This window comes from Enterococcus sp. AZ089 (assembly GCF_050547225.1).
Classification (GTDB): domain Bacteria; phylum Bacillota; class Bacilli; order Lactobacillales; family Enterococcaceae; genus Enterococcus_D; species Enterococcus_D entomosocium.
In genome coordinates, this window is the sequence record NZ_CP172954.1 from 3179041 (window position 1) to 3194622 (window position 15582).

A 15582-nucleotide genomic window follows, 5' to 3' on the forward strand; every position below is an offset into this window, starting at 1 on the left:
ATTTTTTGAAAAAAAACGGGTGGAGATTGATTGTCTCGACCCGTTTCCCTTATCGTATGATATTAGTTTGCTTTCCAGCGGTCATAGGCCGTTTGATAGACTTCGACATATTCGTCAATGCCCATTGCTTCGATCGTTTTCACATAATCGTCCCAATTGTCTAATGGCTCGACACCTGTGATAAACTTCGCTTCCATTTGTTCTACATAAGTTGTCAAATCAGTGGCAGTGGCTGCTACTTTGTCATTTTCTTCAATCGTTAAATACAGTAGCGGGAATGGTACTTCAGCGATGTCTTCCATCTTTTCTGCCGTTTCTTGTGCAACCCAATCACTAAAACGAGTATCTGGTTCTTCATCAGCCGTTTTGCGGATATGGTATTCACCTGTTGTATCAATGACAATGTTTGGTGTAGTCAATCCATACGCCGGCGTGATTTTGCCGCGTTCGTCTTCCGTGTTGTCTGTATCAATGCCATCCACATAAACCCGGACTTTTTCGCCATCCGCATTTTCTTGGTACTCCCAAAGAACACCTTCTGGCCCTTGTTCAATATATTTTGTGCCTTCTTCCGAATAGAAGTAATCCACCCAACGCATGGAAGCTTCTGGGGAAGGATTGACATTGGTCAATGCAAAAGTTCCCCGAGAGATTCGTGGACTGCCAGGAATCTTGGCTTCTGGTGCCCATTCAGAGGTCAACGGTTGGAACATCGGATCGTTCATCGCCTCTGCCTCACTGCGACCAGTAGTAAAGAAGCTGAAATAGTCGGCAAAAAGCCCTAGTTGATTGTTTTCACCCTTCGCTTTTTTCTGCTCATCGGACTGTCCATAAACTTCTTTATCCAGCAAGCCTTCATCGTACAGTGTATTCATGTATTCCAAGAATGCTTTGTAGTTTTCTGATGTCGGTGTGTAGGAGACCACATCATCGTCCACTTGAATCCCGCGAGTCCGTAAGCCAAAGGCGGCCATCAACCAAACACGTGTCGAGTTCATATCGACATCCGTCAATGGAATCTCGTCTGCTTGACCATTTCCGTTAGGATCTTCGTCTTTGAAACGCGTCAACAATTCTTGCAGTTCCTCTGTGGTTTTCGGCAGTTCTGATACACCTAAATTATCTAGCCACGTGCCGTTGTACCACATCGGGCCTTGCCACCAGATTGAAGTCGCATTCCGAGAGATCATTGGTAAGGAGTAAATGTGCCCATCTGGCGTGGTGATCGATTTCAAGATTGAGGGATCTTCTTGCGTCAGTGCATAAAGATTTGGCATGATTTCTGGCGTGATATACTCCTCTAAGGGAAGTAAAATCCCTTGTGAACCGTAATCGATCTCCATCGAAGCCGTCAGTGCTTGCGAACCAGCACCGTAAACGATATCCGGCAAGTCGCCGGAAGCAAAGGCTAAGTTCAGTTTCGTACTAAAGTCAGCCGATGGCGGTGTCGTATAAGTCAGTTTGATACCGGTTTTTTCTTGGTAATCCTGTAGCGTCGGCATGTCTTCCCACTCGGCCATTCCCACACCTGGTGCCATGATATTCAAGGTCAGCTCTTCGCCTTCTTTGATGATTGGAAATTGGCTGTCATGATTGATAGCAACCTCTTTCTTTTCTCCAGTTCCCTCATCTGAAGAATTGCCGCAGGCACCCAAGACGAGGGTACTGCATAAAGCGACACCCGCCATTCCTAAAAGTTTCTTTTTTAATCCCATTTTCTTCCTCCTTTGATTTTTTTATCCTTTAATTGAACCGACCATCATGCCCTTGACAAAATACTTTTGTAAGAACGGATAGACGATGATTACCGGTAACGAAGAAACGATCATGACACCGTACTTGATGACTTGAGCGAGTTGCTGTTTGCTGTATAGCATATTCGCCATTTCTGAAGTTACATTGCTGACGGTATTTGAAGACATATCTTGAAGAATCAAAATTTCTCTTAAAATCATCTGCAGCGGGTACATCGATCGATCAGAAAGATAGATCAATGCGTTAAAGAAGCTGTTCCAATGTCCGACGCCATAGAACAAAGCCATTACCGCAATGATCGGCGTTGATAATGGTAAAACGATCTGCATGAATAGACGAAAATCGGAACAACCATCCACAATCGCTGCTTCTTCCATCTCTCGCGGAATTGTGGATTGAAAAAACGTTCGTGTGACAACCACATTGTAAACCGAGACGGCCCCTGGAATCACCAGTGCCCAAACGGTATTCAGCATACCTAAGCTGCGAATCAGCAAATAGCTGGGAATCAAGCCACCAGACAGGAACATGGTAACCAGCATAAAATTGGTGAAGGCCCGTCGCCCATAAAAATCTTCTCGCGATAACGCATAGGCACAAGGCAAGGTTACCAAGAGATTGATCGATGTTCCTAACACTGTATAGTAGATCGTGTTCAAATAGCCACGCCAGATACTGCTGTTGCCCAATAATGTTCGATAGCCTTCGAAGGTGATTCCTTTTGGTAAAAGCCACATTTCACCTGAGTTTACCAGATGCGGATTTGAGATCGAAGCGCTGACGATATAGATCAGCGGATATAAAACGATCAGCAATGAAATTGCTAAAAACACATAAACAAAAATCAAAAAGATTTTATCAGCACGGGTATCTTTTATTAAAGAAGTTGTTTTCACTTTTGGTCCTCCCTCCTACAATAGACTAGAATTGCTTAAACGTTTGGCAATATGATTGACTACGATCAACAATACGGAATTGATCAATGAGTTAAATAGGCCGACTGCCGCAGCAAAACTGTACTGCGCATCTAACAGCCCTTGCTGGTAAACAAAGGTCGCAATCACATTCGAGGATTGCATATTCAAAGGATTCTGCATCAAGATGATTTTTTCAAACCCAACTGACATCAAGCTGCCGAAGCTCATGATCAATAAGATCACCATCGTGGGCATGATCGTTGGAATATTGATATACCAAACGCGTTGCAGACGAGAAGCGCCATCGATCGTTGCCGCTTCGTGCAGTTGCGTATCGACTCCAGATAGAGCTGCCAGATAAATCACAGACCCCCATCCCGTTCCTTGCCAAACTCCGGACAGGACATAAATCGTTTTAAACCAACGAGGATTGGTCATAAAGCTGATCCGCTCGAAACCCAAAAATTCTAATAGGTGATTGATGATCCCTGTTGAGGGAGATAAGAAAGCAATGACCATACCAACCATGACCACCACAGCAATAAAGTTTGGGGCATAAGTGACTGTTTGGGTAATCTTTTTAAACGGGCCGTCTTTGATCTCATTCAAAGCCAATGCCAGGATGATCGGCAGCGGAAAACCGACAACCAACGAATAGATACTGATTCCTAAAGTATTTTTGATGAGTTCCCAAAAATAATAGGAATCGAAGAAACGTTGAAAATGTTTAAATCCAACCCAAGGACTGCCCAAAATCCCTAATGAAGGCATATAATCCTTGAATGCAATAATGATTCCATACATCGGTCCATAAGAGAAAATCAAAATAATCAAAAATGCTGGCAACACAAACAAGTACAATTGCCGATTTTTCTTGATCTTCATTTTTATATCTTGTTTCTTTGTTTTAGGTACTGAAACGGTTTGTCTGATTGGCGCTGTTTCCATTCTTCCTCCTCCTTGCTTGGTGTTAGCCTTATCATGAATTGTATTCGCTTTCAAATCAATGTGTATTTTTTTCCCTATGTGTCGAAACGCGAATCCCAACTGCCCCAACGTTCGGCTGACTGATATCCGACCATAAGAGGTACGGTTCGGTAGCGTTTTTATAGACTGGTAACGCTTTTTTAGTGGCTAGATCAATTAGCTCGTCTTCTTCAGTTGCGCCAATCTCTGTTAAAGGAATCTGTTCGCAAGCGCCTGCAGCGATACTGCGAAATGCAAAATGAGCCTTGCCCTCTTTTTGATAGGTCAAATGCCATTCATTTGGCCAAGCTATTGGGTTCGCCCGCGTTTCATAGATGCCTTCACCATATAGCGCCAACCAATTGCCGATTTCTTCTAAGCGTTGGGTCTCTTCGAATGTAAATTCGCCATCAGGTGTTGGGCCGACACCTAAAATCAAATTTCCCCCTTTGCTGACTACCTCAATCAAGGTTTCCAGCAGTTCTTGGCTGCTCTTGAAGGTATCATTTGGCACATATCCCCAATCATTCCCAATCGGGATATTGCTTTCCCAAACTTTTTTAGGAATTTCTGCTAATGCAGGAATTTTGCGTTCTGGTGTCACATAGTTTTCATGACGGCCACCCATCATTCGATCAACGATGATCAATTCCGGCTGTTTCTCACGTGCAATCTCAGCTAAACGATCCATTTGTAGGTCTTCTTTTCCTTGCCCGCACCAACCGGCATCTAGCCAAAGAAAATCGACTTTTCCGTAATTGGAAGTAATCTCTACAATCTGACGATGCACAAATGACACATAGCGCGCCCAGATTTCTGGGTGAAGGTGGGTGTCATAGCTGGCATGACGGCCTTTGACGGTATCATCATCCAACCAGTAAAAAGGAGAATACCAGTCAGCTTTAGAATAGTAGGCTCCTGTTGCAATCCCTGCTTCTTGAAACGCCGTAAACACTTCTTGTAAAATGTCGCGTTTAAAGGGACTTAATTTCCCGCCGATTTTAAACTCTGACTCCATTGTGTTGAACATCGAAAACCCATCATGATGCTTTGTTGTGAATAAACAGTACTTAAATCCCGCCTTCTTACAGATCTTGGCCCATTTACGGGTATCCAGCTTCTTCGGCTCAAATTGATTAATCAACTGCCAATAATCCAAACGCAGTGCTTCGATAGTTTCTCGATAGGGCTGGTTTTCTCTAGCCCATTCATCTTTTTCAGATAATTGCCATGATTCAACGATCCCCGCTTCGGCATACAGCCCATAATGGAAGATCACTCCGAATTTCAAGTCTTGAAACCATTCCAGACGCTGCTTGAGCATTTCTGTTTCTGGGACCCACGCTGCTTGCTCTCTCTCCTTGGCTTCTTCAATATCACCGCGAATTTTTGTCATGCATTTGCACTCCTTTCTTTGTTCTAAATGTAAGCGAAAAAAAGTCCATCTAACAATATGTAACTTTTTTCACTGTGTTAAACCAAGCAAGAGCGTTTGTAAAATTTGTAATGAAGAAAGCTTCCTTCCATAAAAACGTTAGGAGAAATAAAGCGGATCAAATATATTTGCTGTGTTTTTCCTGTATGGGATGTGTGATTTTTTCATCCATGCCCATTATCCATGGATCAATGGTACGATAAGGACAACAATTAAAGCGGATACAAAATGGTAATCCGTAAGAAAGTGAGGATTTTATGAAACAATCCAATGGTCTTTATCATGTTTCCTATCAAGTCGGTGAATGGCTCCTCCATTGCCTAAAATTGCAGTTTCTTTGGTTTTATTGGGTATTTCGATATGGGATATTTTTAGGCATTTTCCCTGCCACCGCTACGATTATCCAAGCTTTTTTCAACAGTTTCCAAAAAAAGGAACGCCCAGCGGCTTTGAAGCCTTGGTTCAGAACTGTCGTGAAAAAAAATTTCCGTCGCGCCAATCAATTAGGAGCCATGCAAGCGGGTTTGCTGCTTTTCTTATGGCTAGAATTGCGCATCTCTAGTACCTTTATCCAAAATAGCTTGATTCACTTTTTTTTGCTGCTGTTGTTTATCAGTGCCCTTTTGATCAGCTTGTATCTGCTGCCAGTGTATTTGCGTTATGACTTGCCCCTTCTTCACTATTTTAAGCAAGCAGTAATACTGATGGTTATCAGTATTCCCCAAACGATTGCGATGATTTTGGGAATCTTAGTAACTACAATCATTTTGACTTTTTTACCGATTTTATTAGTCATCGGCTTTGTTCCTTTTTTCCTTTTTCCAAATAGTTGGTTCTCTTTTCAAGCGATCCAACGTTCAGAATCATTGCTGATAAAAGAAACTTAAGAAGGGACGTTCGTAATGAAAGACATTTTTATCCAAAGTAATGAAAATCTTGATGATTTTTTTAGTAACATACTACCGGAACTAGCGTTGCGAGAATCACCGCAAGGGCATCCATTACAGCTGATTCAACGGCCCGGTTCTCTGAAAATTTGCCACGGTCCGCTAGCAACAATCATTTACTATCAAGAAAAGGCCCATTTATTTCGGGCATTAACTTTATGGGTGCATGAAGACCGCCCAGTCTATGTCTTAGAAGAACAGCCGCATTTTGAAGCAATTGGACCAATGATCGATCTGTCCCGCAATGCAGTAATGACCGTTGAAAAACTGCAACGCTTTATTCTATTGACAAGCAAGATGGGGCTTAATCGTCTCACGCTTTATATGGAAGACACTTATGAAATTCCAGAGTATCCTTATTTTGGTCATTTACGAGGCCGTTATACACAAGGTGAGTTAAAGAAGCTTGATAGCTACGCGCAAGCTATAGGTGTAACTTTGATTCCGGCGATTCAAACATTGGCACACTTAACGAATCCCTTAAAATGGGGATTTGCTAAAAACATTCGGGACACGGAAGATATTTTACTGGTGGGAGAAGAAGAAACATATACCTTTTTGGAAGCAGCGATCTGTTCGATCCGTTCGTGTTTTTCGACGGATCAGCTACACATTGGCATGGATGAAGCACACCAATTGGGGAAAGGAAGATATTTGGTATTGCACGGTTTAAAAGACCGTTTCTCGATTATGGCCGAACATCTGCAGCGGGTAGCTGCGCTTTGTCAAAAAGTGGGTTTTAAGCCGATGATGTGGAGCGATATGTTTTTTAGGATCGGTGCACCTACTGGTGATTATTACGATCCAGACGTGTGTTTTCCCACAGAATTGTTTGCTGACCTTCCTGCTGTCAAAATGGTTTACTGGGATTATTACCACCATGATCATGCCTCTTATCAGCGAATGTTTGCGAAACATCGGGAATTAAAACAGCCGATCGCCTTTGCTGGAGGTATCTGGACTTGGAACGGTTTGGCGCCGAACTATGGCAAGAGTTTCGCCACCATGCGTCATGCCTTGCAAGCCGCCAAAGAAAACGATGTTCAGGAAGTTTATGCCACACTTTGGGGCGACGACGGAGCCGAAACACCGCTGATTGCTGCGCTATTAGGTTTGCAATATTTCAGTGAAGCGCAGTTTGGAAACGACCTTTCGTTAGAGAAATTAAATGAAAAATTCCAGCTCTTTCACGAGTCAGTTAGTAGCGATTTCTTGCTGCTTGATCGTTTTGATCAAACTGCAGGTGTACCAGAAAACAATCCTCACGGAGAAAACCCCAGCAAGCTACTGCTCTACCAAGACTTGCTGTATGGTTTGTATCAGGAAAACTTAACCGATCTTTCTTTAGCATCCCACTATCAAACATTGGCTCAAGAGTTGGCAGCTGTGAAATCAACACGGGACACACAAACGATGTTTGCCTTTTATCAGCAGCTGGCTGATGTTTTGGCACAAAAAGCTTGTATTACCGACCAAATCACCAGTGCCTATAAAAGCAAGGACTTCACGGAATTGCGCCAAGCAGTCGATGAGCTCAGTGTCTATAAATCCGCCTTGCAATCCCTTTATGAAGCCCATCGTAAAGTCTGGTTTGACTGGAATCGACCTTTCGGTTTTGAGAGTATCGATCTGCGCTACGGCGCCTTGCTGATGCGCTGCGACACGACACTCTGGCGGCTTACTGCCTTCTTGGACGGGGAGCTCGATACTTTGGAAGAATTGACTCAACCGTCCTTACCAATGGTGACCCCTTTCAGCGGCAACACTTCTGTGGGTCGCAATTTATTTCATGGAATCTATAGTGCGGGGAAAATTTCTGATGTTTAAAAGAAGGAGTGAGAAATTATGAAAACATCCTTGCTGCGCCGAACCATCATCGTGAGTTTGCTGGCTGTTGTTAGCCTATTCTTTCTCTATTTTCTAACAACCGATTCTTCTGCTCCAGTTCATGCCCAACCTTCAGAAAAACTGGAGATGACAGGTAATATTACAAATCAAGCAGCGGCGGAGGCTTGTTTGGCAGTGCTGAAAGAAAATTTACAAGCAGCCTCTGACCAAGATGCGACAGCTTATGCCGCCACGCTCGTGGCAGCGGCGCGAGCAGAGACGAGCCAAGAATTGGCTGCTTTTTTTGCAGAAGAACAGCTGCAGCACACGCTGCTTTCTTTTGAAGTCGTTAAACAAGAGACAGGATCCATGCTGGTCGCGGCGCAGCAGAAAACGATCAGCCCAAAAGATTCTTCCTACCGTGATCACATCACAGAGGCTTACCATACTTTCGTTAAGGAAGCAGATGGCTGGAAAATTCAAGAAACAGTCATGACGAATACAGAATTTCTTTAAGTGAGTGAAAAAGGAGTGATTTTTAATGAGAACGTATAAGAATTGGCCTGCCAACTACCCTGATCCAAACTGGTTCCTCCATGATCGGTTTGGCTTATTCATCCATTTCGGCCTATTCAGTATTGGCGCTCGACACGAATGGTTTATGACGACAGAAAAAATTGAACCCACCACCTATCGCGAGAACTATTTTTCTCAGTTTGATCCTGATCTTTTCAACGCGGAGGAATGGGCTCAAACCGCAAAGAAGGCCGGTTTTAAATACATGGTCTTCACGACGAAACATCATGAAGGCTTTGCCCTTTGGGACACCGCGCTCAGCGACTACAAAGTAACCAACACCCCATTCAAGCGAGACCTCTTAGCAGAACTGCTGCCGGCATTTCGCAAGGTCGGCATTAAGGTCGGACTGTATCATTCGCTGATCGATTGGTATCATCCAGATTTCACGCTCGACGGCCTGCATCCGCAACGAGAGTCTATTCAAGCCCGTCAAACCAATGACCAGCGGGACATGCGCCGTTACCAAGATTTTTTGGCTGGTCAAGTCACCGAACTATTGACCAATTATGGAACCATCGATTATATGTGGTTTGATTTTCCTTATAGCCATCGAGATTGGGGCTGGTCAAAAGGCAAGGGTGCCGCCGATTGGGATAGTAAGCGGATCGAAGAAATTTGCCGAAGTCTACAGCCGGAGATGTTACTGAATGACCGTTTGGATTTGGGCCGCGGGATTACCACCCCTGAGCAATTCCAACCAGACAAACCATTAGAAGCGAATGGATTGCCTTTAATATGGGAAGCGTGCCAAACGATGTACGAAACGTGGGGCTATGATCGTGATGCTCAGCACTGGAAATCCAGTGAAATGATGACCAAAATGCTGATTGACACAGTAGCAAAAGATGGGAACTTTCTCTTAAATATCGGCCCGAATGCTCGTGGAGAAATCAACTTACCAACTCGTGGCCATTTAGAAGCCATCGGTTCATGGATGCATTATCATCAGCAAGCGATTATCGGCTGTGGTGCCAGCACTTTTCAACCGCCTATTGACAGTCGTTACACCCAAAACGGGAATAAACTTTACTTGCACCTCTTCTCCTACCCCTACAAATCCTTGCATCTTCCGGGACTTGCAGGATGCGTGAAGCATATCCGTTTCTTACATGATGGCTCCGAGTTGTTTTATCGAGGATTTGATCCCGAGGAAGTTCTCACGTCAACGGAAGCCATCATCAACAAAGAGGACCTTGTTCTCAGCTTACCCGTCTGCCCCCCAGATGTGTTGGTACCAGTGGTCGAAATCACTTTAAAAGAAATATAAGCGCCTATTGCACTGTACTAAATGAATATCTTATTGATACAAAAACATTGTCCTTACTTTCTTTACAAAAAAATGACTAGAAACTGATCGTTTCTAGTCATTTTTTATGGCTATTTTTTCAAAAACTCCCCAAATTCGCTTATACGAAAGTAGCGAGCTAGCTTGTTGAACAGGTGATGAGAACATGCAAACAAGCTGTGGGATTAATCCTTTTTTAAAGGTACTTACCACGGGAGGGTCAAAGTTCCTTAGACAAATAAAGAACAAGATCGTCATTGTTACAACAAGGCACATTCATCGCACAATTCTGATTATTGAACCAAACACCAGATCCATCTGGAATATAGCCTTGTTTTACATACAGTCTCTGGGCCGATCCATAACCATTGTGTAAACCTACCCCTAATGTCACCACGGCAGCTATTTCTCGTGCCTTTTCTTCGGCTGCTTTTAAAAGCTGACTGCCTACCCCTTGTTTTTGATAAGATTCAAAAACATTAAAATCCACAATTTCTGGGTACAAGCCTTTAAATGGTCCGTGCTTTGCTAGAGGGACCAATGTCAAATACCCGGCAGTTTTGTTGTTTATTTTGGCAAGCAAAATGTATCTCTCCCCCGCTTCTTGCTCGTTTAAATACTCCATCAAGAGCTGCTGGCGAGAAGGCCACCCTTGCTTTAAAAACATTTGATCCATTTCAAGGATATCTTTTTTCTTCAACGGTTGAATGTCTATGATCACTTATTGCTCCATTTCTCCCCTCACTCGGAGTTACGTTCATTTTATCAAAATACTATTGGCTTTTGTTTCACTTGTCGCTAAACTTATTCATCATAAAGAAAACAACAGGGATTGTCAGCGATGTGCCCTTTCACCCAATTCCTCTAACAATCAGCTAAATGTCGCTTCCCACCCATCATAAAGCTTTCGAAATGTCTCTTTTGGTCGATTTGGCTCATTATAAACTTTTTGGCTAATGGCCGTTTGGAGCCAAAAAATCGCTTGGATCACTTCACGACTAGTCTGAGCCTCAGGTACATCCGCCCAGACGGATAAAGCGATCGCCTGTGTTTGGGCAAGCTGTTCCTGTGCAACTTGTTGTCCATTGGCAAACGTAGTCAACTGGAATTCATTGCTGATTTTTTCGTAAGTTGGGTAGGTATACCCTGCCGCTTCTCCTAAGACATAATAGAAAAAATTATCATTGTGATTGATCATGGTATAGCCCTTTTCAAAAAAGACATCCGCCGGCGCCATATTCTGGTTCCAACGGGTCCAATAGGAGATTTGACAATTCTCCGTCAACGTTGTCTGCTCTTGGCGATTCAAGCGGTAAAAACCATCATTCCAGACCCGCACAACAAAGCCGAGACTTTCAACAAAGGCCGCCAGCTCATTGACATAATCAATAAAGACTTCGATTCCGCTGGCTTTTTCCCCATAACGCTCGCGGGCAGCTTCGATCATTTGTGGAAAGTTTTCTAACTGGTCAAAATCAATAAACTCATCGGCCCCGATGTGAAAATAGGTGCTGTCTTCAAACAGTTGCGCATATTCTCGATAAACTTCCTGAATAAAGGCTACCGCTTCTGAATCCAAAATGTTCAGTGCTCGATCATCACGAGTGCCATCTGCTGTCGGCAATTGCCATTGAGGTTTTTGTGCTAGGACTTGACGCAAATGACCCGGAGAATCAAAATCAGGGATAATGGCAATTTCATGGTTTTGAGCATACGCAATCAATTCACGAATTTCTTGCTTGGTCAAACATTCTTCCGAAACAATTTCTGGAAATTGCTGGGATTCAATCCGAAAGCCTTCGTTTTCCGAAAAATGAAGTTGCAGATGCGTGAATTGGAAGCAAGCCATGCTGCGGACGATTGCTTTCAAATCAGCAAGCGAATAAAATTTGCGCCCGATATCGATCATCAGACAGCGTTCTTTAAGCGCTGCTAGATAGCTTTTCTGTGCTAATTGACCCGTCGCCTGATCTCGGCCATATTTGGTTAACGCGTAAAAGGCATGTTCTGGCGAGGACACACTGATTGTTTGGTTTTCAAATCGAAAATCAGCATCCAGCTGCGGATCGATCACTATTTTCGGTAACCGATCTTTCGCCGACTGCCAACCTATTTCCTCAAAAAAGACGGCTGCTCGTTGCTGAACTTTTGTCAAATCAACTTGTTTGTTCATCTCATTTTCCCCCATACTTTCAATAATTTCTCATTTTTTGGTTCATTTCACGGTATTGCCCTGGTGTCACACCCACTATTTTTCGGAACTTTCTCGTATAATTGGAAACATCATAATACCCATTGTTGCGAATAATTTCTTTGATTGGCAAATCTGTTTCAATCAGTTCCTCTTTGATTTTTTTCAGTCTTAGTTCTTGAATATATTTGGAGAAGGTTTTGCCGCTTTCTTTTTTTACAAAACGGCTGACATAAGAGACAGAAACACCAACCTCCTCTGCCACCGATTCCAAGGAGAGCTGTGAGGAATGGTAATTTTCTTGGATAAAACTGAAGATTTTCTCATTCATTTCCGACTCATCATCCAGCGGCTGTTTCTGCACCTTCGTGCAAATCTGCTGGGCAATCGTTAACAAGGCAGACTGCAATTGATTCAAGCTGTTGAAATCAGCACTTTCAGAAGCGGTATGCAGTACTTCTGCCCCCACCAATTCACCGCCGACTTGCGCGATCGTATTCAACAAGTAGTAGCCATACATTTTTTGGACACGAGGCGAAGTCTGTTTACTCTCGCCTTCTTCGATCAACCGCTGGATCGTTTCACTGGCAATCTCAATATTTCCTTGATTCAAGGCTTGGATCAATTTTAATTTTTGATTGTCTGGATAATTGATTGGCAAATGATTGGTCTCTTTGGAAAGCTCCGCATAGTAGCTGATTTGCTTGCCTTGACTCCCTTGATTTTCCAGTGCTGCCAACCCTTCGATATAGGATTCATTGATGGCGGTTAGTTGATCGACCGTCATACCGACACCCATTGTGGGTGTTAGGGAGATCGCATGGGTAATTTTTTCCGCAATGGCATCCACAATTTCTTGTTGTTCTTTGCCATCAACAAACCCTACGGTCAAGGCTAACATTTCTTTGGATAAAATTTCCGTCGCATATGCCGTATAATCCGCCTCTTTGATTTCCTCGATATAATCGATCAGAAATTTTTTATCTCCTTGCTTGGCTTTGGAATCCACAGTTTTCGTATCGATGGCGATCACAAAGTAATTTGACTTAGGAAAGCAGACATGAACCGCTTCTAAAAGCAAAGCCAGTTCTTGCTCGGACCGAAAACGTCCGCTCATTAATTTGCGCAGCACTTGCTCTCTGGCATGAGGTGTTTGCAGGCGGACTTCCTGATGCAGTTCTTGGTGCTCAACCAAAAATGCGGCCAAGGTATTATGGACATCATCCATCGAATGAAGGGTCATTTTGGGGTCCCGATGAAACTCCTGAACCAGATTTTCGATTTTGCGAATTGGGCGATAACTACGTAACCCAAGCATCACGACTGCAGTGATACCCGTAAATAATATGGCGATAAATACTAGGACGAACTGCTCTTGTACACGGTTGACCGATGCCAGCGCTTGATTCGGATTAGCAACGGCTACCACTGAAATATTCAATTCATTATTGGCAATCGCTTGAACAAAATACGTTGATTGTTCAAACCGCATTCGTCCTGTTTGAATGCCTTTTTTCATGCGTTCGGGATGATTTAAAAAGCGCGCTAACTCATCATTGGTGGTACTGGCTAATAACTGGTACTCATCATTGATAATATAGGTGTTACTGATCCCATCGTTATTGCTGAGATCAAGAATTCTCTTCAAATTGTTCTCTTTGATTTCATAGATCGCTGAGCCATAGACAGTCATCTCTTCACTTTGAATGGGAACGATATAAAAGAAACGGGAATATCGCTGCTCCTCACCGGCGCCTTCTAATGTCAACAATGTAGGCGCTGAGGAATCCAATTGTGCGGCTAACTGTTCCTGGCCCATTTCATTTTTCGGCAGTACTTTTTTCAAAAATGTGTCAAAAGAGAATGATCCTACGGTTGAATACAAGGTTGCTGGGGACTCTTTATAATATAAATAGACTTCTTCGACTAAGTCGTTGGTGATTTTGTACGTTTGCATGGCCTCTCTTGCTTCTTTGGTCAAGTAAGGATGCTGCAAATATTTCAATGAGACAACATGATCATTGGTCATTTTTTGCGTCAGATAATTCAATTGAATAAACGTATTTTCTAAAGAATATTTCAACTGAATCAATTGATTTCTAGCGGTCAGCATCACTTGTTCATTGATACTTTTGACAGATGTATCATACCAAATCCATGACACGGCTAAAAAAGGCACTAAAAACACGATTAAATAAGAGCTGATGGCACGAATGATTCCCCTAAATAGTTTTTGACGATTCAGTTCCGTGTACTTTCCCATTTGCATCACCTATTCTCTGTTATTTCGAAAGCTCAAAAACGCTTTCATTTATCGGTACTTATTTAGGAGAAAAGAATGTATGATACTCTAATAAAATACGCTTTATTTTAATAAAAAACAATGCTTTTTTACAAGTCAGCTATCAGGCTTGTATTTTCTTAACCAGTTATAACAAGCGCCCAATAAATTAGATTCATTGCCGAAACGACAGGCACAAATGTTTGGCACGATAACAGTACTAGGAATCTGCTCAGCAATCATAGCTAATCGTGCGTTTACATGTGGGATCAAGAAACGGCTCGCACTGATTCCACCGCCAATCAAGATGATTTCCGGATCAATCATATATTGCAGGCTATAGCAAGCCGCCGCCAGTTTATCGACAAAATCAGCTACTACTGGCAGACATCGCGGATCTTGTTCTTGAACCAGTGTATCAATACGCTGGCCATTGATTGTTGGGTCTCCGATACGTTTTGCTGTTTTCTCTACTAATGTTCTGGTTGACCCTGCGATGCTCCAAAGTTCCCAATCCTTCCTTTCGGTCGGAAAAAGCAGATAACCAAACTCTCCTGCTAGTAAGTGTTTGCCGCGAATCAATTGATGATCGATCATCAAGCCACCGCCAACGGATGTACCTAGGACAATTGTCGCAAAGGACGTACAATTTTGAGCGTGACCCAACCATTTTTCTGCCAATAGCGCACAGTTGCCATCATTTTCGGCAGCAACTGGACATTGGTATGTACTGCGCAAATGCTTAACCAGTCTTTTACCAAATCCTTCATATAAAGGTGATGTCATCCCGATTTCTTGGCTTTGTGGATCAACCAGTCCCGTTGAGCTAATAGCGATGCCATCAAATGCTGCTGCATAGAATGCATCGATCTGTCGACATATACGTTGCGTGACTGTGGCATATTCCTTGTTCATAGGAAATTGAGTCAATTGTCTGCGTTCCCCTTGACTATTCACTAACCCACATTTAATAGCAGTACCGCCAATATCAATTGCTAAAATCCACATTTTCTTGACCTCGCAAGGTTTTCTTTTGTCTTGCATTCAGTATACGCAACCAATGTTTTCAGCGACCATATGTATTTCTTGCAACAATATGTCAAATCCGTCCAAGCCATAAAAAAGCCCGCAACGAAAGATATCTTGCATTTAGAAAGAATATACATTGTACATACAGAGATAGCTTCTCTGCTTATTTTTTTAGCACTTGAAAGACCTGGTTTAACGTTTAGCTTCACAAAAATGTTCATCATGCAAAGCTAAAAAATAGAACTATTAGATACAATGTCTGAGAATTTTATAAACAAAGGAATCAGCTACTCCCGTTTTTTCTATTAAGATAAGCTATAAACAAAAAAACCGTCACGCATAAGACATCCTCTCATGCGTGATCGGCATT

At 42.9% G+C, this 15582-nt stretch carries 12 protein-coding genes; 4 read left to right on the plus strand and 8 right to left on the minus strand.

Annotated features, from left to right (window positions below):
- Positions 1-62: 62 nt before the first annotated feature.
- The 4 genes from IGJ01_RS14685 to IGJ01_RS14700 are packed head-to-tail and all read right to left on the minus strand — an operon-like array spanning position 63 to position 5034.
- Positions 63-1715: an extracellular solute-binding protein gene (locus tag IGJ01_RS14685; RefSeq protein ID WP_061053315.1), complete on the minus strand. Its 1653-nt coding sequence runs from the start codon at positions 1713-1715 to the stop codon at positions 63-65.
- Between the two features lie 21 nt (positions 1716-1736).
- A complete protein-coding gene (locus IGJ01_RS14690) occupies positions 1737-2651 on the minus strand; it encodes a carbohydrate ABC transporter permease (RefSeq protein WP_008379474.1) in 915 nt (304 codons plus the stop codon).
- A 15-nt stretch (positions 2652-2666) separates the two neighbouring features.
- Positions 2667-3620, minus strand: a complete 954-nt coding sequence (locus tag IGJ01_RS14695) for an ABC transporter permease (protein ID WP_008379472.1) — start codon at positions 3618-3620, stop codon at positions 2667-2669.
- A 55-nt stretch (positions 3621-3675) separates the two neighbouring features.
- Entirely contained in the window at positions 3676-5034 is a 1359-nt protein-coding gene (locus tag IGJ01_RS14700; RefSeq protein ID WP_144330328.1) for an alpha-L-fucosidase, read from the minus strand.
- 296 nt (positions 5035-5330) lie between these two features.
- Here IGJ01_RS14700 and IGJ01_RS14705 point away from each other — a divergent pair, with 296 nt between their 5' ends.
- Genes IGJ01_RS14705 through IGJ01_RS14720 form a run of 4 tightly spaced genes read left to right on the plus strand, consistent with a single transcriptional unit; the run spans position 5331 to position 9693 of the window.
- A complete protein-coding gene (locus tag IGJ01_RS14705; RefSeq protein ID WP_005233769.1) occupies positions 5331-5960 on the plus strand; it encodes a YesL family protein in 630 nt (209 codons plus the stop codon).
- Between the two features lie 15 nt (positions 5961-5975).
- Entirely contained in the window at positions 5976-7847 is a 1872-nt protein-coding gene (locus IGJ01_RS14710) for a beta-N-acetylhexosaminidase (RefSeq protein WP_244732473.1), read from the plus strand.
- Between the two features lie 18 nt (positions 7848-7865).
- Positions 7866-8363, plus strand: a complete 498-nt coding sequence (locus tag IGJ01_RS14715) for a hypothetical protein (protein ID WP_008379463.1) — start codon at positions 7866-7868, stop codon at positions 8361-8363.
- A gap of 25 nt (positions 8364-8388) precedes the next feature.
- Positions 8389-9693: an alpha-L-fucosidase gene (locus tag IGJ01_RS14720; protein ID WP_244732474.1), complete on the plus strand. Its 1305-nt coding sequence runs from the start codon at positions 8389-8391 to the stop codon at positions 9691-9693.
- 238 nt (positions 9694-9931) lie between these two features.
- Here the strand turns inward: IGJ01_RS14720 and IGJ01_RS14725 are convergent, their stop codons facing one another.
- The 4 genes from IGJ01_RS14725 to IGJ01_RS14740 form a co-directional block, all read right to left on the minus strand.
- Positions 9932-10432, minus strand: a complete 501-nt coding sequence (locus tag IGJ01_RS14725; protein ID WP_005233764.1) for a GNAT family N-acetyltransferase — start codon at positions 10430-10432, stop codon at positions 9932-9934.
- Positions 10433-10582: 150 nt separating this feature from the next.
- Complete coding sequence (locus IGJ01_RS14730) at positions 10583-11884, minus strand: family 20 glycosylhydrolase (RefSeq protein ID WP_244732475.1); 1302 nt, start codon at positions 11882-11884, stop codon at positions 10583-10585.
- 19 nt (positions 11885-11903) lie between these two features.
- On the minus strand, positions 11904-14171 hold the full coding sequence (locus tag IGJ01_RS14735) for a helix-turn-helix domain-containing protein (protein WP_008379459.1): 2268 nt from the start codon (positions 14169-14171) through the stop codon (positions 11904-11906).
- A gap of 129 nt (positions 14172-14300) precedes the next feature.
- Entirely contained in the window at positions 14301-15227 is a 927-nt protein-coding gene (locus IGJ01_RS14740; RefSeq protein WP_429969674.1) for an ROK family protein, read from the minus strand.
- Between the last annotated feature and the right edge of the window lie 355 nt (positions 15228-15582).

Excerpts from the sequence above, each read along its gene's own strand:
- IGJ01_RS14685 (WP_061053315.1), bottom strand. The coding sequence starts at position 1,715 with ATGGGATTAAAAAAGAAACTTTTAGGAATGGCGGGTGTCGCTTTATGC.
- IGJ01_RS14695 (WP_008379472.1), bottom strand. The coding sequence starts at position 3,620 with ATGGAAACAGCGCCAATCAGACAAACCGTTTCAGTACCTAAAACAAAG.
- IGJ01_RS14700 (WP_144330328.1), bottom strand. The coding sequence starts at position 5,034 with ATGACAAAAATTCGCGGTGATATTGAAGAAGCCAAGGAGAGAGAGCAA.
- IGJ01_RS14705 (WP_005233769.1), top strand. The coding sequence starts at position 5,331 with ATGAAACAATCCAATGGTCTTTATCATGTTTCCTATCAAGTCGGTGAA.
- IGJ01_RS14710 (WP_244732473.1), top strand. The coding sequence starts at position 5,976 with ATGAAAGACATTTTTATCCAAAGTAATGAAAATCTTGATGATTTTTTT.
- IGJ01_RS14715 (WP_008379463.1), top strand. The coding sequence starts at position 7,866 with ATGAAAACATCCTTGCTGCGCCGAACCATCATCGTGAGTTTGCTGGCT.
- IGJ01_RS14720 (WP_244732474.1), top strand. The coding sequence starts at position 8,389 with ATGAGAACGTATAAGAATTGGCCTGCCAACTACCCTGATCCAAACTGG.
- IGJ01_RS14730 (WP_244732475.1), bottom strand. The coding sequence starts at position 11,884 with ATGAACAAACAAGTTGATTTGACAAAAGTTCAGCAACGAGCAGCCGTC.
- IGJ01_RS14735 (WP_008379459.1), bottom strand. The coding sequence starts at position 14,171 with ATGCAAATGGGAAAGTACACGGAACTGAATCGTCAAAAACTATTTAGG.
- IGJ01_RS14740 (WP_429969674.1), bottom strand. The coding sequence starts at position 15,227 with ATGCAAGACAAAAGAAAACCTTGCGAGGTCAAGAAAATGTGGATTTTA.